This is a genomic window from Leifsonia sp. CL147, from assembly GCF_900114565.1.
Classification (GTDB): Bacteria; Actinomycetota; Actinomycetes; order Actinomycetales; family Microbacteriaceae; genus Leifsonia.
This window is the reverse complement of the sequence record NZ_FOTM01000001.1, coordinates 294051-317436: the sequence shown is the minus strand read 5'-3', so window position 1 is coordinate 317436 and position 23386 is coordinate 294051. Positions and strand designations below refer to the sequence as shown.

The window sequence follows — 23386 nt, the reverse complement described above, 5'->3', positions numbered from 1 at the left end:
AAGGGAATAGCTGTGGCGCGTCGTAACGCTGTGCTCACGGGGGGCGGCACGCACGCTCGCTCCGGGCGGGGAATCCGGTCGCTGTTCTGGTACGGGGACTCGCCGACGCGCGGGTTCCGCGTGCTCTCGGCGCTGGTCGCGATCGGCGTCGGGACCATCTCCGTGTTCAGCCTGGCGGGAGCTGCCACCGCGGCGACGACTGCGGTGCACGAGATCACCACGAACTGGGTGGGGAACCCGGCGGCAGCGCCCTACGGGGCGGCGGTCACCTCCGAATGGCACATCAGCACCAACGACGCCACGAATCCGCAGGCGAACAATCCTGTCGACAATGTGCGGGTCACATTGACTGCGACCAACGGTGTCTTCAGCAGCATCCCGGCGGTCTGCAAGACGAAAGGCGTGACGCCGGTCTCGTCGATCTCGGCGAACGGGACGACGTTGGTCTGCAACCTCGGCACCATCACCGAGGGCACCGCCTCCGTCATTCAGGCGCCCGTGAGGGCGACGGGAGGCATCGGATCAAAGCTCTCAGTGTCCGGCACCGTCACCTCCGACTCGGCCGTCGCGACGGCGGGTCCCGCGGCGACGCCGGGGCTGCCGATCACCGGGACGCACGGCATGGACCTGGTGCTGAGTGCGCCGAACCAGAACTACCAGCAGTCGACGATCTCGAGTCGAAGCGGCGGAAACCGCCCGTCCATCGTCGTCGACTACGGCGTCGCGATGACGACCGGGAGCATTCCGGGGCCGTCGACGTACTCGTTCACGGTGGACATCGCCGTGTCCGTCGCCGGCCAGCTGCCCGGACTGCAGTGGGAGGGATGCGCGCCGGTCGACAACTCGGCACAAGCGACAGGGATCCCCTACTCGGCGTCCACCTTCCCCAACCGGACCAACGCGCCGACATGCACGATCAGCGGGAGCGGCACCCATTACACCGTCACGTTGAGCGGGCTCGATTACAGCCTCCAGCAGGTTCCGACGACGGACAGTCTCGGCAATGCGATCCCGTCGACGAGCACTTTCGTCGCCTCCGGTCAGCTTCACTTCAGCTACACGAGCCCGATCACCTCAACCACCGGAGTGACTTTCGGGGCGACTCCCACGCCGTTCACCTTCACCGACGGTGTCACGCAGGCTGAGACCAACACCTCCAACGATGTCTCCGGCACGACCCTTGTGACTCCCGGTGTCTTCTCGATGATCTGGATGGGCAGCCCCACTGCCGGTCGCTCCCCGTGGGACGCGAATCTGTGGGCCGCACCCGGGACCGCGCAGACCAAGACCTTCCCCTGGCCGGCCGCAGGGTCCTCGACCAACCCCGGGCCGTATACCCTCGCCGATCAGCCGCTCGGCGGCCAGGCCGACAGCGTGACCTGGTCCACCTACAGCGGTGCTGGCGGTGCGGACCTGGCCGGGTCCTGTGTGATGATCCAGAACCCTGCCGCGTTCACTCCGCGATATGTGGACTTCCTGGCGGCCGACGGTGCGTCGTATTCCAACATGACGACAGCGCATCTCTGGTACCGGACCGATGCTTTGAACACGAAGACCGAGACGTGCGGGGAGCCGGTCGGTGTGGCGGGGAGCCCGTGGATCTCGGCACCGCTGCCGGCCGGTTGCTCCACTCAGACAGCGTCGATCTCGCCCGCGTACTCCGACGACAAGTGCATCGTGAGCGTTCCGGCGGGCGTCACTGCCGTGAAGATGACCTGGAACCCGGCCGTGGACAAGCAGTTCCACCACTTCCTGCGGGTGTGGGGCTACGTCCCGCCGACGGCTCCGATCGGTGCCGAGTCGTGGGTGGTCGGCGCGTTCAACGCGCCCTATAACACCGCAACGACGTTCCCGGGCTACCCGAACCTGAACAACTACATCAACATCAGCACCAATCCCAACGTCATCGCGACCATCCCGGGCAGCACCTACGGCCCGAACACCAATGGGATCCGCGACGCGATGCGGATCCAGGGCCCGACCGGTGCGATCACCAAGACGACAGCCAGCACGACGGCGCAGCCCGGGGTTCCGATCACCTACAACCTCAGCGCCGAGGCCGATCTTGCGGTGCAGAGCCCGCCGAACCAGTCCTTCACCGTCACGGACACTCTCCCGGCGGGGATGACCTACGTCGCGGGTTCCGGCTCCCCGGCGCCCACGGTGACGACGAACGGTTCGGGACAGCAGGTGCTCAGCTACACGTTCACGAACGTTCCGGCGAACACCGCGCAGCCGATCACCTACCAGGCGCAGACGGCCTCGAACAGCGCCATCGCTCCGGGGACCGTGCTCACCAACACTGCGGAGGTCGACGTTCCTGGCGACAATCGCCCGGCGGCCGTACGGCAGGCGACGGCGAGCGTGACCGTCCCGAACAACGGCGCGACCACTCTCGGCAAGTCGGTCGAGGCGAACACCCTCTCCTTCTACGGCGACTCGTCCGCGTGGGACCTGCTGGTGAGCTCCCAGGATCCGGTGAACAACCCGTATACGGACACGATCGACATCCTGCCGAGCACGGCCGACGGCCGCGGCACCACGATCGACGGCACCTACACGGTGACGGGAGTGACGGCCGTCGCCGGAGCGACGGTGTACTACTCGACCGCCTCCCCCGCGTCGCTGAGCAATGACCCGCGTGCGGCCTCCAACGGTGGGACACCGGGCAGCATCACCGGGAACACGGTCGGCTGGACCACGGTGAAGCCGGCGAAGCCGACAGCCGTTCGCGTGATCGGCCCGGCGCTCGCGCCCGGCGCCACGCAGAACATCCGCATCGCGTTCACGACGCCGGCCGGCACGAGCTGCGCGGCCCCGGCATCCAGTGACAACAAGCCCGGCCAGGTCATGGTCAACTCGGCGAACTCGATCGCGGGACACACTGGTCTGCCGATGCTGTCGTCGGCGACGACGACCATCGGGGACTGCTACGCCCTCGATCTGAAGAAGTACGTACTGGCCAAGGGCGGCACTCCGACTCCGGCCGACCCGTCCGCCAACTCGTCGTGGATGGACGCGAACACGGTCGCCGGCTTCGCGCAGTACGCGGTCGGTGACAGCGTCCCGTTCGAAGTCATCGCCACCAACAAGGGCACGGGAACACTCACCAACGTGGTCGTCTCCGACCCCCAGGCACCGGGATGCGGAGGTACGATCGCCTCTCTGGCACCCGGCGCGACCCAGGTGTTCGCCTGCCAGCTGACCGCGAGCGTCGGCACGACCGTGAACACCGCATCGGCGTCGGTGACCCCGCCGTCCGGGCCCGCGCTGAACGTGAGCGACCCGGCCGGGTTCGTGGTCCCGTCCCCGTACGTGGTGAAGAAGACCTCCGATGCCGGTGCGGCAGCCGCACCTGGCTCCATCGTCCACTACACCGTCACGGTGACCGAGCCGGCGACGAGTGCGGCACCCGCCGTGAACCCGTCGATCAGCGACGACCTCTCCGCTGTGCTCGATGACGCCACCTACAACGGGGATGCGGCATCCTCGGCCGGCAGCATCCCGACGGTGACCGGCAACACCCTCGCCTGGACGGCAGCGAGCCTGATGCCGGGACAGACCATCACGATCACCTACTCGGTGACCGTGAACAGCCCGGACACCGGCGACAAGCTGCTGAAGAACACCGTGGTCACACCGGCCGGCGTGAGCAACTGCGCGCCCGGCAGCGTCGACCCCACCTGCTCGGTGACCACACCGGTGGAGACCTACACGGTCGCGAAGTCGGCGTCGCCGGCGGCGACGATCCAGGGCGGCGTAGTGACCTACACGGTCACCGTCGCCAACACCGGCCAGGCCGCCTACGCGGCCACCGGAGCCGGAGCGGCATCGTTCCGCGATGCTTTGAGCGGCGTCACGGATGATGCGGCCTACGTCCCCGGATCGGCGACGGCCAGCGCCGGCGTCGTGTCGGTGTCCGGGACGACGATCTCGTGGGCCGGACCTCTGGCGGTGGCCCCCGCCGCCGGCTCCACGGTCACGATCACCTATCAAGTCAAGGTCGACTCCCCCGACACCGGGGATCTCACCCTGAACAACACCGCTGTGCCCACCGGCTCGGGCGGCTCGTGCGCCGCCACCGGTTGCTCCACCAGCACCCCGGTGCAGATCCCGGCCATCGCTCTGGTGAAGTCGGCGACGCCGACGACCATCACGGCCGCCGGGCAGCCGGTCACCTACACGTTCGCGGTGACGAACACCGGCAACGTGGCGCTGTCCGGCGTGACGGTGACCGACACCGCGTTCAGCGGCACCGGCCCTGCGCCGGCGATCACCTGCCCGGCTGCTGCGGCATCCCTCGCTCCGGGCGCGACCGTGACCTGCACGGCCACGTACGTGGCGACGCAGGCGGACGTGGATGCGGGCCAGGTCACGAACACCGCCACCGCCACCGGTACTCCGCCGAACGGCCCGGCCCCGGTGTCGCCGCCGTCGACCGCGGTCGTCACGGCCGCCCCTGCGCCGGCGATCAGCGTGGTGAAGTCGGCGACGCCGAACGACGCCGCCCACTACACGCTCGGCCAGGTCATCTCCTACTCCTTCGTGGTGACGAACACCGGCAATGTCACGCTGACCGAGGTCGGCATCGCCGAAGGCGCATTCACCGGTTCGGGGGCGATGTCTCCGGCGGTCTGCCCGGCGGGCGCCGCATCCCTCGCTCCGGGAGCGCAGGTCGTCTGCACGGCGACGTACACGATCACCCAGGCGGACGTGGATCGCGGTTCGCTGCAGAACACGGCGACCGCGGACGGCACCTCCCCGTCGGGCGGCACGGTCACCTCGCCGCCCTCGACGGTGAAGATCCCTGCGCCGTCGACTCCGGCGATCAGCCTGGTCAAGTCGGCCACGCCGACCACGATCACCGCCGCAGGGCAGACGGTCACCTATTCGTTCCTGGTCACCAACACCGGCAACGTCACCCTGACGAACCCGGCCGTGACCGAGACCGCGTTCTCCGGAACGGGCACGGCACCGTCCGTCACCTGCCCGCCGGCGACCCTCCTGCCCGGCGGCCGGCTGACCTGCACGACCACCTACGTGGCGACGCAGGCCGACGTGGATGCGGGTTCGATCACGAACACCGCCACCGCCGCAGGCACCCCGCCGACCGGGTCCCCCGTGACGTCGACTCCGTCGACCGCGACGGTGACCGCGGCGCCTGCGCCCGGCATCAGCCTGGTGAAGACCGCCACCCCGGCCACGGCCGGGAAGGTCGGCGATCAGCTCACCTATTCGTTCCTGGTCACCAACACCGGGAACACCACCCTGACCGACGTGAAGGTCAGCGAAGGCGCCTTCACCGGAACGGGGACGCTCTCGCCGGCCGCCTGTCCCGCCGGGGCCGCATCCCTGGCGCCCGGGGCATCGGTGACGTGCACCGCCTCGTACACGCTGACGCAGGCGGACGTCGATGCCGGCACGGTCAGCAACACGGCCACCGCGACGGGCACCCCGCCGTCCGGGCCGCCGCCGGTGTCGCCGCCGTCCACGTTCATCGTCCCCATCCCACCGGCGTCGGGCATCACCGTCACCAAGACGGCCACACCGAACACGGCAGGCAAGGTGGGTGACAAGCTCACCTACTCCTTCCTGGTCAGGAACACCGGGAACACGACGCTGACGAACGTGACCGTGGACGAGGGCGCGTTCTCCGGCACGGGCACCCTGTCCGCTGTGACCTGCCCGGCAGTTGCGGCATCGCTCGCGCCCGGTGCGAGCGTGACCTGCACCGCCACGTACACGCTGACCCAGGCGGATGTGGATGCCGGCCAGGTGAGCAACACGGCCACCGCGACGGGCACCCCGCCGTCCGGGCCGCCGCCCGTGTCGCCGCCGTCCACGTTCATCGTGCCGATTCCGCCGGCTTCGGGTATCGCGATCGTGAAGACCGCGAACCCTGCCACCGTCGGGAAGGCCGGCGACACGGTCGCCTACTCGTTCCGCGTCACCAACACGGGCAACACCACGTTGACGGGTGTGACCGTGAACGAAGGTGCGTTCACCGGCACAGGGACCCTGTCCGCGGTGACGTGCCCGGCAGGTGCTGCGTCGCTGGCGCCTGGCGTGTCGGTGATCTGCACGGCCTCCTACACGCTGACCCAGGCGGATGTGGATGCGGGCCAGGTGGCCAACACGGCCACGGCGACCGGCACGGACCCGTCCGGCTCCACGGAGGTCTCGCAGCCGTCGACGGCGATCGTCGGCGTGACGCCGGACCCCTCGATCAGCGTCGTGAAGTCCGCCTCCCCGTCGGACGCCGCCCACTACACGGTGGGCCAGGTCGTCACGTACTCGTTCCTGGTGACCAACACCGGAAACACCACTCTGACGAATGTCGGGATCGATGAGGGCGCCTTCACCGGATCCGGCTCGATGAGCCCGGCGACCTGTCCGGCCGGCGCGTCCTCGCTGGCGCCCGGCGCACAGGTGACCTGCACGGCCACGTACACGATCACCCAGGCGGACGTCGACCGCGGCTCGGTGCAGAACACGGCGACCGCGCGCGGGACCGATCCCTCCGGGACCACGGTGACCTCGCCTCCGGACACCGTGACGATCCCCGCGCCGGCGGACCCGTCGATCGCGCTGGTGAAGTCGGCGAGCCCGGCCACCATCACTGCGGCCGGTCAGACGGTCACCTACTCGTTCGAGGTGACCAACACCGGAAATGTGACCCTGTCGAACGTGTCGGTGACGGACACCGCGTTCACCGGGACCGGTACTCCGCCGGCGATCACCTGCCCGGCCGGTGCGGCATCCCTCGCCCCCGGACGCAGCGTCACCTGCACCGCCGCCTACGTGGCGACCCAGGCCGACGTGGATGCGGGCCAGGTCACGAACACCGCCACCGCGGCCGGAACCCCGCCGACCGGCGCTGCCGTCTCATCGCCGCCGTCGACGGCGGTCGTCACCGCCACCCCGGCCCCCGCGCTCACGATGGTGAAGTCGGCGACCCCGTCCGATGCGGCGCACTTCACGGTCGGCCAGGTGATCACCTACACCTTCCTCATCACCAACACGGGCAACACGACCCTGACCGGCGTGCATCCGACCGAAGGCGGCTTCGACGGCTCCGGCGCGCTGTCCACACCCACCTGCCCGGCGGGCGCAGCATCCCTCTCCCCCGGCGCCCAGGTCGCGTGCACGGCCACGTACACGCTCACGCAGGCCGACGTCGACCACGGCTCGATCACGAACGACGCGACGGCGACCGGTAACCCGCCGTCGGGCCCGCCTCCCGTCTCCCCGCCGTCGAACGTGACCCTCCCGGCGCCGTCGAACCCTGCGATCAGCCTGGTCAAGTCGGTCACCCCGGCTGTGATCGCGCACGCCGGCGACACCGTGACCTATTCGTTCCAGGTGACCAACACCGGCAACGTCACCCTGACCGACCCGGCCGTGACCGAGACCGCGTTCAGCGGGACCGGTGCCGCACCGGTCCCGGTGTGCGCGCCGACAGCGCTGGTCCCCGGCGCGAGTGTGACCTGCACTGCGACGTACGTCGCGACCCAGGCGGATGTGGACGCCGGCACCATCACGAACACCGCGACCGCGACCGGTACGCCCCCGTCCGGACCCGCCCCCGTGTCCCCGCCGTCGAGCGCGAAGGTCACCGCGACCCCCGCGCCGGGCATCACGCTGGTGAAGTCGGCGACGCCGGCCACCATCACCGCGCCCGGTCAGACGGTCACCTACTCCTTCGTGGTGACCAACACCGGCAACGTCACTCTGGCGAACGCATCGGTGACGGACACCGCGTTCAGCGGCACCGGCCCGCTGCCGGCGATCGCCTGCCCGGCGGGGGCAGCGTCCCTCGCCCCCGGGGCCAGCCTGACCTGCACCGCCACCTACAGCCCCACCCAGGCGGATGTGGACGCCGGCCAGCTCACGAACACCGCGACCGCGACGGGCACACCGCCGACCGGGCCCGCTCCCGTTTCGCCGCCCTCCACAGCGATCGTGACCGCGACTCCGGCACCAGCGTTGACGGTGTTCAAGTCGGCGACGCCCAGCGACGCCGCCCACTTCACGGTCGGCCGGTTGATCACCTACACGTTTGTGATCACCAACACCGGCAACGTGACGCTCGCGAACGTCCACCCGACCGAGGGGACCTTCACCGGCTCCGGCGCTCTTTCGGCGCCGAGCTGCCCGGCGGGCGCGGCGTCGCTCGCGCCCGGAGCCCAGGTCTCGTGCACGGCCACGTACACGATCACCCAGGCCGATGTGGACCGCGGCTCCATCACCAACGACGTGACCGCGACCGGCACCCCGCCATCGGGTCCGCCGCCGGTGTCCCCGCCGTCGAAGGTGACCCTCCCGGCACCCTCGGCCCCGGCCATCACGGTGGTGAAGTCGGCGACCCCCGCCACGATCACCGCCGCCGGGCAGACCGTGACGTACTCGTTCGTGGTCACCAACACCGGCAACGTCACCCTGACGAACCCGGCCGTGACCGAGACCGCGTTCACCGGCACAGGCACCGCGCCGATCGTCACCTGCCCGCCCGCCACTCTGACGCCGGGTGCGCAGGTGACCTGCACGGCCACCTATGCGGCGACGCAGGCCGATGTGGATGCGGGCTCGGTCAGCAACACCGCAACCGCGTCGGGCACGACGCCGACCGGGTCCACCGTGACCTCGAAGCCGTCGACCGCCACCGTCACCGCGACACCGGCGCCGGGCATCAGCCTGGTGAAGTCGGCGACCCCGGCCACCGCGGGCACGGCCGGCGACCAGGTAACGTACTCGTTCCTGATCACCAACACCGGCAACACCACGCTCACCGACGTGACCGTGAACGAAGGCGCGTTCAGCGGCACCGGCACGCTGTCGGCAGCGACCTGCCCGGCCGGTGCCGCATCCCTCGCTCCCAGCGCGGCGGTGACGTGCACGGCGACCTACACGCTGACGCAAGCGGACGTGGATGCCGGAACGGTGACGAACACCGCCACCGCCACCGGCACCTCCACCACCGGTGCACCGGTCACGTCGCCGAAATCGACGGTGTCGGTCACCATCCCGGAGGCTCCGGCGCTCAGCATCGTCAAGTCGGCGACGCCGAACGATGCCGCCCACTACACGGTGGGCCAGACGATCGCCTACTCGTTCGTGATCACGAACACGGGCAACACCACACTGACGAACGTCGGCATCGATGAGGGCGCCTTCACCGGCTCCGGGACGATGTCTCCGGCTGTCTGCCCGGCCGGCGCGGCAGCTCTGGCCCCGAACGCGCAGGTGATCTGCACCGCCGGCTACACGCTCACCCAGGCGGACGTGGACCACGGATCGCTGCAGAACACGGCATCCTCGCACGGCACGTCGCCCTCGGGTGCGAAGGTGAGCTCGCCGCAGTCGCAGGTGGCCATCCCGGCTCCCTCGAATCCGGCGCTCACGCTCCGGAAGACGGCGACCCCGGCGACGATCACGGCGGCCGGGCAGACTGTGACGTACTCGTTCCTCGTCACCAACACCGGCAACGTCACGCTGACGGACCCACGGATCGACGAGACCGCGTTCAGCGGCACCGGCGCCACGCCCGTCGCCGTATGCCCTGCCGGCTCACTGGTCCCGGGCCAGAGCATCACCTGCACGGCCACCTATAAGGCCACCCAGGCGGATGTCGATGCCGGCACGATCACCAACACGGCCACCGCGAGCGCAGACACCTCCGATGGCGTGGCGGTGACCTCGCCGGCCTCGAGCGCGAGGGTCGACGTCGCACAGACCCCGGCGATCACCGTCGTGAAGTCGGCGTCCCCGTCGGGTCCGGTGTCGTTCACCGCGGGTCACGTGATCACCTACTCGTTCGTGATCACGAACACCGGCAACACCACTCTGAAGGATGTCGTCCCGACCGAGGGCGCCTTCTCCGGCAGCGGGACGATGAGTGCACCGACCTGTCCGGCCGGCGCAGCGTCGCTCGCTCCGGGCGCGCAGGTGACCTGCACGGCCACCTACGCGCTGACACAGGCGGATGTGGATGCTGGAAAGGTGACCAACACGGCCACCGCCACCGGTACCTCGCCGTCGGGTGAGAAGCCGGTATCGCCGCCGTCGACGGTCAGCATCCCCGACCCGCCTGCGCCCGCGGTGAGCGTGGTGAAGACCGCCAGCACAGCGCACGTGACCGCAGTGGGCCAGGTGGTGACGTACTCGTTCGCCATCACCAACACGGGCAACGTGAGCCTCACCGATGTGAAGCCGATCGAAGGGGCGTTCACCGGCAAGGGCGTGGTCTCGACGCCGACCTGCCCGGCGGCCGCGGCCTCCCTGCTCCCCGGGGCGACGGTGGTCTGCACGGCCACCTATACGGTCGTCCAGGGCGACCTCGTGGCCGGTGGCAACCTGTCCAACACGGCGACCGCGGTCGGTACCGCGTTGAACGGAGGGACGGTGACCTCGCCGCCGTCCGTGGCGAAGGTGCTCGAAGACCCGGCCGTCGTCACACCGCCGGCCGCTGGGCCGCCGCTGGCAGCCACGGGATCGGTGATCGGCACCTCCCGGATCGTCGTCGGGACCGGACTGCTGGGCGCCGGTATCCTGTTGGTCCTGCTGCTCTGGTACCGCCGGCGCAGGAACGCCTGACGTGCACCACCGCTGTCGAGAAGTGATCTGAGAAAGAAATCCATGCGAAACCTCCGAACCGCCGCCGTCGCGGCCATCGTCCTGACTGCTGGTGCCTTGCTGGCCGGATGCACATCCACGGCTCCGGCGCCGACGGCCACCCGCACGGCAGCGGCCACGAACATCCCAGGACTGCCGGCCGGGGTTCAGCAGGAGGCCAGCCTGCCGACCGACATCCCGAACGACCCGGCGGCCCGTGCAACCCTGCAGCTGAGCACGTGTGCCAAGACCGACACCGGGTGGAAAGCCGGCGGGACCATCGCCAACCCTGGCAAGAAGCCCGTCACCCGCACGATCACCGTCTTCTTCACCACGGAGCATGCCACGGTGATCAAGTCCGGCCAGACCAAGGTCACGGTCGACGCCGGCAAGAAGCAGGACTGGAGCATCGCTCCCGCCTTCGCCGCGGCACCGAAGACCCTCTGCGTGATCCGCGGAGTGGGCTGACCCTCGACCCGGTGGGGCGAGACCTCTTCGGTGGCTTGTCGCAGTGCGCGCGCCGCCGTCGCGGTGTCGTCAGGAGGTGACGGCACGGAGGACGTCGGCGGATGCCAGCCATCCGACGAGCACGTCGTCGGCGACGACCGCTAGATCTCGGTGCGGTTCAAGAGGCTCATCGCCGACCACTCGGGCGGGGATGACGGTGGCCAGCACCGCAGGATTCTCGAGGGAATCGCCGTCGGTCATGATCTCGGCCACGGTGTCGCAGCGGCCGCCGGCGCCGGTGGTGTAGACCAGCGCCTGCTCCCACGCGTTCTGCCATTCGGCGGCCAGCCGGGCCGGGTCTTCCTCGACGATGTGGAACCAGAAGGTCCACCCCCAGGACTGCTGCCCGCGGGGAGACGGCGAAGCCGGATCAGCCCTTGCTCTGCCGGCGCCGAAACTCCTCGGCACCCCGCTAGGCGCTGAGGCGGTGTCGCTCGACGTACTCGTCGATCGCCGCCCGTACGACATCCGAGGTGGATTTCCGGTGCATCTGCACCCGCAGAGCCTCCAGTTCACGCTTGCGCGCGGCCGTGATGCGCACCTGCACCAGCGGTGAGCCTTCGCCCTTGGCACCTGCCTTGTCCACTCGGGGCCTACCGACAGCGCGCTCGACCTCCTCAACGCTTCCGAGGGCGTCCAGCAGGAACTGCTGACCGAGCGCTGCAGCTGCGGTGCCATGCACGCTCGTGCCCGACTCACTCTGACCGCCCACAACCTCCTCGACCGCGGCCATGTGGGCGTAGCGGTCCTGATCCTTCTCCGAGATCCCCATCACCGTTCTCCTTCCATCTGCGCCCGGTAGTACGAACCGAGCGGCATCACGTGATAGACCACGAACCCGCCCGGAACCACCTCGATCAACCGTTCCGTCTGGGCATGCTGCGGACCAACAAACACCCGACGAGAACCACCCGGCCGGCCCGCGTTATTGACCTTCACTCGGTCGCTCGAGTACACCGCATGTTGCACCGCGTACAGCGCATCCTGCTCCGAGATGCCATGCTTCCCGGCGCTTCGGGCGAACTCGATTCCCATACCTAAATTGTATGACAAAAGCCTCTTTTTTGCAATACAAAATCCTCGACCGGGTTATTCGGTGCAATCATCGCTCTCGCAGCCGCGGCCGCCGTCCTCGCCGGAATGGCCGACACGAAGCTCCAATCATGTAGAAATGCAACTGTTGCAGAATTGCATCAATAGGGTAACACTGGAGGAACCATGCAGAATCACGGCTTCCCGCACGAGGCGACCGAGGCGACGCTGCGAGCGTCGCGCGCGCTGCTCGGGATCGTCGCGCGCTCGGTCTCGGACGCGCTGGAGCAGGTGACCCTGCCCCAGTTCCGGGTACTGGTCGTGCTTGCGGGGTCCGGGGCGATGCGGATGGGGGCGCTGGCCGCGCGGGTCGGCGCGGTGCCGTCGACCTTCAGCCGGACCATCGACCGCATGGTCGACGGCGGCTGGGTGGCGCGGCAGGAGAGTCCGCAGAGCCGCCGGGAGATCCTCGTGGATCTCACGGAGAACGGACGCCGGCTCGTCGACCAGGTCACCGAGCGCCGGCGCCGCCAGGTGGCCTCCGTGCTCACCTCGCTCACCACGGGCGAGCAGCAGCAGATCATCGCCGCCCTGGAGCTGTTCTCGACGGCTGCGGGCGAGCCGACACCGGAGGACCTGCTGACGCTCGGCCTCTGACTCCGGGCCGCGCGGGGACGCGGCCTCCACTTCACTGGAAAAGAGATGGGATGACGGTGAGCAGTCCTGAAACGAGCGCAGGCCCGCGTGCGGTGCTGACGGGCGCGAACATGCTCGGTGCCGCGGGCGCCGCCTTCCTGGTCCTCGGCCCGGTCTCGGTCGCGACGCCCGCGCGCGCGTGGCTCGTGGTCGCCTTCTCTGTCGTCTACGTGCTCCGGGTGGTCGTCACCACCTATGTGACCGTGCAACGCCGGGTGACGTATGCGGAGGCCGCACTGGTGGGCGGCTGGATGCTCGTCATCCACGTCACCATGGGCTTCGTCGCCGCCCAGGTGAGCGCCGCCCTCGACGGCTGGACCGTGCTGGGCGTCGTGCTCTACGTCTTCGGCTCGTGGATGAACACGTTCTCCGAACTGCAGCGCCGGGCATGGAAGGCCCGCACCGAGAATGCGGGACACCTGTACACGCTCGGGTTGTTCCGCTGGTGCCGGCATCCCAACTATCTGGGCGACACCCTCCTGTTCACCGGGTTCGCGGCGGTCACCGGTTCCTGGGTCGCACTGGTGATCCCGGCGATCATGGCCGCCGGCTTCGTGTTCGCAGCGATCCCCGCCCTGGACCGGCGGCTGGAGGCGCACTACGGCGACGAGTTCGATCGTTGGGCCGCGAAGACGTCGCGTTATATCCCCCTGGTGTGGTGATGGGCGTGTAAGCACCCACGGGCATCACGGACGGCGAGGAGGTCGTCATGAAGGTGCTGATCGTCGGAGCCGGGTTCGAGGTCGCCGACCGGATGGGCATCGGCGAGCGGGTCCAGGCGCCCGGTTACCGGATGCGGGAGGTGCGCGAGGTCGACGACCAAGGAAGCGATCCGTGGCCGCGAGCTCGCGGGCGCGGAGAGTCGAACGAATCGCGTTCGAATCTCCTTCAGCACTGCCATTCGAAGGAGAATCGGCACCGGATCTCCTTCGAAAGGAAGGGGAGGCTCAGCCGACTCCGGCGACTCCGGTCAGCGCGGCGGCGATGGTCAGCCGGGCGGTGAAGCGGATCACGGTGTCTCTCCTGTTCAGGCCCGGCGCCGCCGACGACGTTCGACGAGCAGGGTGCCCAGGCCGAGCAGCAGCAGGGTCGGTGCGCCGAAGACCAGCCAGCCACTGACCAGCTGGCCGGTGGAGGCGAGCCCAGGAGCCGGCGGCGCGGCCGGTGTGCTGATGGCCACCACCGACGGGTCGGACACGATCGCCGGTCCCTCGGGCGGCACGCCGGTGGCCGTCGCGGTGTTCGACAGCTTCTTCCCGGCAGCCACGTCGGCCGCGGTGACCGTGTACTCGGCGGTGCACGTGACCTGGGCGCCCGGGATCAGGGACCCCGCTGCCGCCGGGCAGCTCACCGCGGAGAGCGCACCCGAGCCGGTGAAGGTCCCCTCGACCGGCTTGACGGCGGTCAGGGTCACATTTCCGGTGTTGGTCACCAGGAACGTGTACGTGATCACCTGTCCGGCGTGGCTGGCGGTCTGTGTGTCGGCGGTCTTCAGGATGGTGAGCGCCGGCGAGGGGATCTCCGGAATGCTGACCGTGGACGGCGTCGACTCCGCTTCCGCCCCGGTCGGGGGCGTCCCGTTCGCCGTCGCCGTGTTGGTGATGCTGCCCGCATCCACATCGGCCTGGGTGAGCGTGTACGTGGCGGTGCAGGTGATGCTGTCCCCCGGCGCCAGGCTGGCGGCGCCCGCCGGGCACGTCACGGCCGACAGCGGCCCGGAGCCGCTGAACGACTCCTCCTCCACGTTCACGTCCGCCAAGGTGGTGTTGCCGGTGTTGGTCACCAGGAACGAGTACGTGATCTGCTGGCCCACCGTGTAATGCGCCTCATCGGAGGGCGACGCCGACTTCACGAGAGTCACCGCAGAGGTCGGCGGGATGGTGACGACCGCGGTCGACGGCGGCGAGTCCACCGTCGGGCCGGAGGGCGGCGTTCCGGTCGCGGTCGCCGTGTTGCTGATCGTGCCGGCATCCACATCGGCCTGCGTCGCGACATAGGTGGCGGTGCAGGTGACGCTGGCGCCCGGCGCCAGGGAGGCGGCGCCGGCCGGGCACGTGGGCGCCGGTGCGGTGCCGGTACCGCTGAACGCGGTCTCGGTCACGATGACGTCCTTGAGGGTCACATTCCCGGTGTTCGTGAGAACGAACGAGTAGGTGACGGTCTGTCCGCTCGTGGCGATCGTGGACGGGGTGGCGGACTTCACCAGGGCCAGTGACGGGGTGCTCGGAGCGGGGATCGTCACCTCCGACGGCGGCGACACCGGCTTCTGCCCGGTCGGCGGTGTGCCGGTGGCGGTCGCGTCGTTGGTGATGCTGCCCGCATCCACGTCAGCCTGGGTGAGGGTGTAGGTGGCGGTGCACGTGACCTGCGCGGCCGGCGCCAGCGAGGCCGCCCCGGCCGGGCAGCTCACCGCCGACATGGTGCCGGAGCCGGTGAAGGCGCCCTCGGTCGCCGTCACGTCCGCCAGCGTGGTGTTGCCGGTGTTGGTGATCAGGAACGAGTAGGTGATGACCTGACCGACCGTGTAGTGGTCGGGGTCCGACGGGGACGCCGACTTGACCACGGAGATCGCCGGGGCCGGAGTGGCTGTGACCGTCGCGCTCGACGTCGCCGACTCCACGGTCGATCCCGACGGCGAGATGCCCGAGGCGATCGCGGTGTTGGTGATCGAGCCCGCATCCACGTCCGCCTGCGTCGCCGTGTACGTCGCGGTGCAGGTCACGAAGGCCCCGGGCAGCAGGGAGGCCGCGCCGGCCGGGCAGGTCGCCACGGGTGCGGCGCCGGTTCCGCTGAACGCGGTCTCGGCGACACCGGCGTCGGTCAGGGTGACGTTACCGGTGTTCGTGACCAGGAAGGAGTAGCTCACGGTCTGCCCGGCGGCAGTGATCGTGGTCGGGGTCGCGGACTTCACCACGGTCAGTGCAGGATCCTGCGGAGCCGGGATGGTGACCGTCGACGGCGGGGAGACCGGCGTGGGACCGGTCGGCGGTGTGCCGGTGGCGGTGGCGTCGTTCGTGATGCTTCCCGCATCCACATCGGCCTGGGTGACCGTGTAGGTCGCCGTGCAGGTCACCTGCGCACCCGGTGCCAGCGACGCAGCGCCGGCCGGACACGTCGCCGGGGACAACGTGCCGGAGCCGCTGAACGCACCCTCGGTGACGGTCACATCCTTCAGGGTCGTGTTGCCGGTGTTGGTCACCACGAACGAGTAGGTGATCAACTGCCCGACCGTGAAGTGCGCCTGGTCCGACGGGGAGGCGGACTTCACCAGCGTCAGAGCCGAGGCCGGCGGGATGGTCACCACGACCGTCGACGGCGGCGACACGGGAGGCGGCCCCGACGGCGGCGTGCCGGTCGCGGTGGCCGTGTTGGTCACCTTCCCAGCATCCACATCCGCCTGCGTCAGCGTGTACGACGCGGTGCAGGTCACGCTGGCGCCCGGTGCGAGCGACGCTGCGGCCGGCGGGCAGGACAGCGCCGACAGCGTTCCGGTTCCGGTGAAGCTGCTCTCGTCAACGGTGACCTTCGTGAGCGTGGTGTTGCCTGTGTTGGTCACCAGGAACGAGTAGGCGATCTGGTCGCCGGCTTTTCCGGCCGTGGTCGGGGTCGCCGACTTCGTCAGGGTGATGCCGGGAGCAGGCGGGATGGTCACGGTCGCCGTCGAGGGCGGCGAGACGGGAGCCGGACCGGACGGCGGCGTGCCGGTCGCGGTAGCCGTGTTGGTCACCTGGCCGGCGTCCACATCCGCCTGCGTCAGGGTGTAGGACGCCGTGCAGGTCACGCTGGCGTTCGGCGCCAGGGACGCGGCGCCGGCCGGGCAGGTCACCGCGGAGAGCGTCCCGGTCCCGCTGAAGGCGCCCTCGTCCACGGTCACGTCTGCGAGCGTCGTGTTGCCGGTGTTGGTGACCACGAACGAGTAGGCGATCGGGTCGCCGGCCTCGCCGGCGGTCGTCGGAGTCGCCGACTTCACCAGCGAGACGCTCGAGGCGGGCGGGATGGTCACGGTCGCCGTCGACGGCGGCGTGGTCACGTCCTGCCCGGTGGGCGGTGTGCCGGTCGCGGTGGCCGTGTTGGTCACCTTCCCGGCATCCACATCCGCCTGGGTGAGCGTGTATGACGCCGTGCAGGTCACGCTGGCATTCGGCGCCAGCGACGCCGCGCCCGCCGGGCACGACACTGCGGACAGCGTCCCGGTCCCGCTGAAGGCGCCCTCGTCCACCGTCACGTTCGTCAGCGTCGTGTTGCCGGTGTTCGTGAGCACGAACGAGTAGGCGATGGGGTCACCCGCCGCGCCCGCCGTCGCCGGGGAGGCCGACTTGTCCAGTTTCAGGGCCGGCGCCGGTGTGGCCGTGACGATCGCGGTCGAGGGACCCGAAGTCACGGGCGATCCGGATGGAGGCGTTGCCGTCGCGGCCGCCGTGTTGGTGATCGACCCGGCGTCCACATCCGCCTGCGTCGCCACATACGTCGCGGTGCAGGTCACGCTCGCGCCCGGCACCAGCGTCGCCGGCGGGCACGCCGGGACCGGTGCGGTGCCGCTCCCGGTGAACGCGCTCTCGGCCACGGTGGGGTTCGTCAGGGTCAGGTTGCCCGAGTTGGTGACCACGAACGAGTACGTCACCGTCTGTCCGGCCGCCGTGATGGTCGCCGGGGTCGCGGACTTGACCAGCGTCACGGCCGGAGTCTGCGGGGCCGGAATCGTGACCGTGGACGGCGGCGAGACCGGGTCCGGGCCGGAGGGCGGCGTGCCGGTGGCGGTGACGGCGTTCGTGATGCTTCCTGCATCCACGTCGGCCTGCGTCACCGTGTAGGTCGCGGTGCAGGCCACCTGAGCACCCGGCGCCAGGGAGGCTGCTTCCGCCGGGCAGGCCGGCGCGGACATCGTGCCGGAGCCGCTGAACGCGCCCTCCACCGGGTGCACGTCCGTCAGGGTCGAGCCGCCCGTGTTCGTGATGAGGAACGTGTAGGTCACGACCTGGCCGACCGTGAAGTGGGCGGCGTCGCTCGGGCTCGCCGACTTGACGATCGTGAGGTCGGAGATCGGAACGATCGCAGTGCAGCGGGGGTCGGTCGAGCCGGCCGCACAGTTCGACGGCAGCGTGCTGACGACCGTGTTCGCCGGGCTGTGCGGACCCGTGTCGGGCTTGTTCACCGTGACCGAATACGTGATCGTGGCCGTCGCACCAGCCGCGAGCGGGCCGGACCAGGACAGCGTCGGCGCGGTGTAGCTCACAGTACCCGCCGAGGCGGTCGCGTCATTGCCGTACGCCGCGTCGGTGAGGACGTTCGCGAGGCTGTCGCTGAACGTCGCGGGCGAGCCGGCGGTGTAGGCGAGAGTGCCCGAGTTGGTGACCGCTATCGTGTAGGTCACCTTGTCGCCGGGCAGGCCCGATTGTTCCGATGGGGTCTTGGTCAGCGTGAGCGTGCACTGGGCCGCCGTCGGCGTGACCGTGAACCGGGTCGGCGCGGTCGGATTGCCGGCCGGGGCGTCGGCGGAGGCGCCGGTGGTCGTGATCGCCGTGAACACGTTCGAGATCGACGAGGATGTCGTGCAGACGACCGGGTTCACGGTCGTCGAGTAGCACATCTGCGAGTAGGTGTCCCCGGTGCGCGTGAGAGAGATGGTGGAGGCGGCGACCGCTGCCTGGTTGGTGACGCCCGAGAGGTTCACGCTCACGGTCAGGCTGGCCGTCGGCCCCGTCGCCGGGATCGACGAGATGTCGAGGGTCGTCTGGTTGGGCGCCAGCGTCAGGCCGTTGAAGCCGGCGACCGGACCGGCCGTTCCCGAGACGGTGACGGACGCGCCTCCCGAGTACTCCGAACCGGACAGTCCGTTGAACTTCACGACTCCCCAGGTCAGGGAGTGCGCCTGTCCGTCGCACCAGCTCGGAGCCTGCACGGACACGGACGTGGTCGCCGTCACGCAGGGGCCGCCGGTGGCACCGTTGAAGACGACGATCTGGGCGCCGTTGCCGTTGTCGGCCATGCAGCCCGGGAGGTTCGCCAGTGGACGCACCGTGTAGCTCTGCGAGTCGGCGGGGCCGGTGAACCCGGTGCACGCGGGAACCTGCCCGGTGCCGACGCGCAGCGCGAAGTCGAAGCACAGTGTCGAGGTGCTGCCGTAGGTGATGTAGTACTTGGTCCCGATCGTCACGCCGGTGCCGAATCCGAGCGAGCCGGGGCCGAACGAGTACTGGCTCAGCGCGTACGGGTTGGCGATCTGCTGGTTCGTGATGCTGAAGCATCCCGTGTTCGTGGCGGCGTGGAAGACCGAGCACGCCCCCAGCACGGCGCCGGTGCTGGACAGCACGGGAAGCACCTCGCTCGGGGAACCCGACTGAGTGGGCCCGACGAAGGCGCCGGTCACCACGGTCGGGGTGGCCGAGGCGATGTTGTAGCCGAAGAGGTAGTTGTCGTTGTTGCCGGTCGTGTAGGTGAAGTACAGATAGTTCCCGTAGGTGCCCACCTCGGCGAAGTAGCCGACCGGAACCGACACGGCGCCGATTCCGCCGTTCGTCACACCGCAGCTGGTGGAGGTCGCCGGGTTGAAGCACAGCAGGTTGCCATTGGTGTCGGCGTAGTAGTAGCGACCGTTGGCCGCCTGGATGCCGTCGCCGGCGATCTGCCCGTACATCCCGGAGACCGGCGCGATCGCCACCGTATCCAGCTGGGTGAACCCGCAGCTGAGGAGGCTGGTCAGATTCAGGCACTGCAGTCCGACGGGGTAGACGCCGTTGGTCGGAGCGAGGGCCTCCACGGGCCAGTAGAGCGAGCCGTTGCTGATGAAGGAGCCGTTGACGCCTGCCGTCGTGTACTGGATGGGGCCCGTGCCGAGCGGCGTCCCCGCCGCCGGGGAGACGTACGAGGCGTGTGCGGTCCAGCCCGGGCAGATCGCATTGCCCAAGGTGGAGCAGAAGACCGTCGAGGTGGTCGGGTCGTGGTGGTAGACGGTGTAGATGTTCCCGCCGAAGCCTTCGACGCTGTATCCGTCGCCGCCCGGAGTGTTGAAGCTCGCGACGGAGTTCGAGAACGTCGTCGAGGTCTTCGAGGCGGCGGGATCGGTGGTCCCGGTCGCGCCGACGCCCGTCGCACCCGCTGCCGGTGCGCCGGCGGTGTACGTCGCTCCGCCGTTCGTGGAGGACTGCGGTGCCATGCCCGGCGGCAGCTGAAGGGACCCGGGAACGTACGACTGCCCGGCCGTGATCGGGTCTTTCCACTGAACTTGCGCCGACGACGTCGTCGTGTTCGTGTAGTCGGTGACCCAGTTGATGGTGTCGCCCGGGTTGGCGGTGCCTGCGGCACCTCCCGAGACGGCGGTGGAGTTCGTGGAGGTGTCCGTGCCGGACTTCGACACGGTCGACAGGGCGTTGGACGACTGGCTGGCCGCAGGCGGCTGCGCCGCTCCGGCGACGGGCTGCGGAAGCGCGGACAGCGACGCCGCAGCGATGAGGACGGCGGCCGTGGCGGCCATCGCGCGGAACAGGACCGTCGGCTCCCCGGAATGCCAGAACGGCGCCCGAAGTGCGGCCAATGCTCCGATGGGTGCCCGGTGGCGGCCGAGCGGGCGCGACCTCTCGCTGTGACGACTCATCCCAGTCCCTCTGCCGAATGCGGGCCGAGAATGATCGGACCCGGGCTCAAGCTACTGGAACGGAAAGGGTCGCCGGCCGGTTTTCACCCCGAGTTCACCCTGGCCGCCGGCCGGACCAGGTTCCGGGCGGCCTCCACCCGGCCCGCCGGCCAGTACGTGCTGAATTCCGCGGGCGCGTTCCGACGGTGCCTCGTGAGGGTCTGAGCGAGAGGGTACGGGCGTATCACGATCCTGTGTATGCGATGTGCACACGGCTGATGTCGCCGTCGAAGGCGAACGGCATCCGGTCGGCGTAGGCGCGCGACGGCGGTCCGCCGTAGGCCCGGCCGATGTCGAGGCAGTCGTTCGCCGAGAACAGCAGCGGGATGCTCACCGGGGCCGTATCAGAGCCGACGATGGTGCCGTCGACGCGCAGTTCGACGCGCAGCGGCGACGCCGGCCGCTGCTCGAGCACGGTCGTCTCGATCTCGATCGTGTGGTCTCCTGCGCTCACGGGTTCCGCCGACCGGATGATCGTCCGCTGGATGAGGAAGAGGTTGTACTCGTAGGTGAGCACCCCGTCCAGGAGGAACGCGGTCAGGCCGCCTCCGGCGCCGCCGAGCTTGTACAGCACACCGTTCGCCCGCTCTCCCAGCGTCGCCTCGATCGCGACGAGGTTCGCCCGGGTTCCGAGCGCGGGCGCGCAGAACTCGGGGACGCGCACGGTGTCGCCCGAGAACTCCCACGCGGTGTACGGCGGCGCGATCCTGTCCTCGGGGTGCATCGACAGCACCCACAGGGCGCCGCCGATCGGGAGGGCCTCGTTGCGCGCCGCCTCGATCGCGAACAGCTCCTGCAGCCCGGCGAGCTTCTCGGGGTGCTCGGCGGCCAGGTCGTGCGCTTGGCTCCAGTCGTGCTCCAAGTCGTAGAGCTCCCAGGTGTCCTGGTCCGGCGTCCAGGTCCGGATGCCGGGAGGCGACCCGGGAACCCACGGCATCCGCGGGCCGGGCGCCGAGGCGATCCAGCCGTCGGAATAGATGGAGCGGCTGCCCATGATCTCGAAGTACTGGGTGCGCCGGCGACCGGAGGCCTCCTTGTCGTCAATGGAGTAGGCGAGGCTGATGCCGTCGATGGGGTCCTGCGGGATGCCGGCCACCATCTCCGGATGGGAGATGCCGAGGATCTCGTACAGCGTCGGCACGATGTCGATGACGTGGTGGAACTGCGTGCGGGGCACGGGGTCGTGCTCGATGCGCTCCGGCCACTGGATGAACATCGGGTTGCGGGTGCCGCCGAGATGCGACGCGAGCAGCTTCATCCCCTGGTACGGCGCGGACCCCGCCCACGCCCAGGCCGCGTGGTACTGGTTGTCGACCTGAGCAGTGCCGAGCACATCCAGGCCGCCGAGCTCCTCGAGCACGGCGATGTGCTGGTCGATCGTCGTCGGGATCTGGTTCTGCGCGAGCAGCTCGCTGATCGTGCCATTCTGCCCCTCACCCGACGAACCGTTGTCGCCCCAGATGTAGATCACGATCGTGTTGTCGAGGTAGCCGAGTCGCTCGACCTCGTCGACCACCCGTCCGGCCTGCACGTCGGCGTGCTCGCCGAACCCCGCGCACACCTCCATCAGCCGGCGCTGGAACGGCCGCTGGTGCTCGGGGATCTCGTCCCACCCCTGCAGCGACTCGGGGCGTGGTGTCAGCTCGGCGTCCTCGGGGACCCAGCCCGCGGCCTTCGCCCCGGCGAGCGCCTCCTCCCGGTAGACGTCCCAGCCGTCGTCGAACACACCGGTGTACTTGTCCGCCCACTCCTTCATGATGTGGTGCGGCCCGTGGATGGCGCCGGTCGCCCAGTACAGGAAGAACGGCTGGTCGGGCGCGAGCGCCTTGTGGTCCCGCAGCCACGCGATCGCGTCGTCCGCGATGTCCTCGCTGAGGTGGTAGCCCTCCTCGGGGGTCTTCGGCGGCAGCACGCTGGTGGTGTTGCGCACGAGATTGGGCTCGTAGTGAGACGCCTCGCCCGCGAGGAAGCCGTAGAAGTAGTCGAAGCCGACACCGGTCGGCCAGTTGTCGTACGGCCCGGCCTTGGTCGTCTCCTCTGCGGGGGTGTTGTGCCACTTCCCCCAGGCCGCGGTGGCATAGCCGTACTGCGCGAGCACCGCGGCGATGGTCGCGCTGCTCTTGGGGATGTGGCCGGAGTACCCGTCCCAGTCGTTCGCCAACTCCGCGATCTGGCCTGCGCCGACGCGGTGGTGGTTGCGGCCGGTGAGCAGGGAGGCGCGCGTCGGCGAGCACATCGCGGTCGTGTGGAACCGGTTGTAGCCGATGCCGTTCTGCCAGATGCGCTCGAGCGTCGGCGTCGCCACCTTCCCCCCGAGGGGCGCGGGCAGCGCCGGACCGGCATCATCGATGAGCACCAGCAGGATGTTCGGGGCGTCCGGTCTCAGGTGCTTCTCCGGCGGGAGCGGCGAGTACGTCGACTCCTGCATGGTGCGCCCGGCAACGCTGCCGGACCGTTTCGGCGGGAACGGCAGCGTCCGGGCCGGCGGAAGCGGCTCCCCGATCACGGACCCCTGCGTGCGCTCGGTCATGTGCAACCCCCTTCAGATGCGACGGAACGTCCGCATGATCCCCCACGACGTAGTCGCTTGGCTAGCAAGTATCAGGACTGCGCACCCTTCACGTAGCGTGAATGACCTCGTCCGCGAGGAAGCCACGGTTCGCGATTTCAAGCCATGTAGCGAGGGCGGGACTCGAGCCCGCGACACCACGATTGTGAGCCGTATGCTCTAGTCGTGCCTTGGGAACGCCGGGGAACCACGCGCGATTTGCCGGAAGTGCGCAGTTTTTGGGGTCATGTTGAAGCCGGCCGCCTGGTCGACCGTGACCAGGCGGAAGCCCGTGGCATTGCAAATGCGAGGTTCCGTCGACGTCATTCGTCGACGGCGCCGTGGATGAACGTCTGCGCCGC

Annotated in this window: 9 protein-coding genes; 4 read left to right on the top strand and 5 right to left on the bottom strand. The window is 69.5% G+C overall.

What is annotated here, in order from left to right:
* The first annotated feature begins 12 nt into the window (after positions 1 to 12).
* Complete coding sequence (locus tag BM287_RS01570; protein WP_139230585.1) at positions 13 to 10593, top strand: DUF7507 domain-containing protein; 10581 nt, start codon at positions 13 to 15, stop codon at positions 10591 to 10593.
* Between the two features lie 42 nt (positions 10594 to 10635).
* Positions 10636 to 11079, top strand: a complete 444-nt coding sequence (locus BM287_RS01565) for a hypothetical protein (RefSeq protein WP_090034974.1) — start codon at positions 10636 to 10638, stop codon at positions 11077 to 11079.
* 69 nt (positions 11080 to 11148) lie between these two features.
* Here BM287_RS01565 and BM287_RS01560 read toward each other — a convergent pair whose 3' ends face one another.
* The 3 genes from BM287_RS01560 to BM287_RS01550 are packed head-to-tail and all read right to left on the bottom strand — an operon-like array spanning position 11149 to position 12153.
* The gene (locus BM287_RS01560) at positions 11149 to 11526 is read right to left on the bottom strand and encodes a hypothetical protein (protein WP_090034975.1); all 378 of its coding nucleotides are present in this window, start codon (positions 11524 to 11526) and stop codon (positions 11149 to 11151) included.
* A 4-nt stretch (positions 11527 to 11530) separates the two neighbouring features.
* Positions 11531 to 11890, bottom strand: a complete 360-nt coding sequence (locus BM287_RS01555; RefSeq protein ID WP_090034978.1) for a hypothetical protein — start codon at positions 11888 to 11890, stop codon at positions 11531 to 11533.
* Entirely contained in the window at positions 11890 to 12153 is a 264-nt protein-coding gene (locus tag BM287_RS01550) for a hypothetical protein (RefSeq protein WP_090034981.1), read from the bottom strand. Before BM287_RS01550 ends, BM287_RS01555 begins: the two co-directional genes overlap by 1 nt.
* 183 nt (positions 12154 to 12336) lie before the next feature.
* Between BM287_RS01550 and BM287_RS01545 the strand changes: the two genes are divergently transcribed.
* Positions 12337 to 12807, top strand: coding sequence for a MarR family winged helix-turn-helix transcriptional regulator (locus BM287_RS01545; RefSeq protein WP_090034984.1), 471 nt, complete (start codon positions 12337 to 12339; stop codon positions 12805 to 12807).
* 56 nt (positions 12808 to 12863) lie between these two features.
* Positions 12864 to 13508 (top strand): methyltransferase family protein, encoded by a 645-nt coding sequence (locus BM287_RS01540; RefSeq protein WP_170857381.1) that lies wholly within the window; start codon positions 12864 to 12866, stop codon positions 13506 to 13508.
* A 365-nt stretch (positions 13509 to 13873) separates the two neighbouring features.
* On the opposite strand, the gene BM287_RS01530 is transcribed toward BM287_RS01540, so the two are convergent.
* Both BM287_RS01530 and BM287_RS01525 read right to left on the bottom strand, forming a co-directional pair.
* Complete coding sequence (locus tag BM287_RS01530) at positions 13874 to 20437, bottom strand: DUF7507 domain-containing protein (RefSeq protein WP_090034992.1); 6564 nt, start codon at positions 20435 to 20437, stop codon at positions 13874 to 13876.
* A gap of 223 nt (positions 20438 to 20660) precedes the next feature.
* On the bottom strand, positions 20661 to 23006 hold the full coding sequence (locus BM287_RS01525; protein ID WP_090034995.1) for an arylsulfatase: 2346 nt from the start codon (positions 23004 to 23006) through the stop codon (positions 20661 to 20663).
* Between the last annotated feature and the right edge of the window lie 380 nt (positions 23007 to 23386).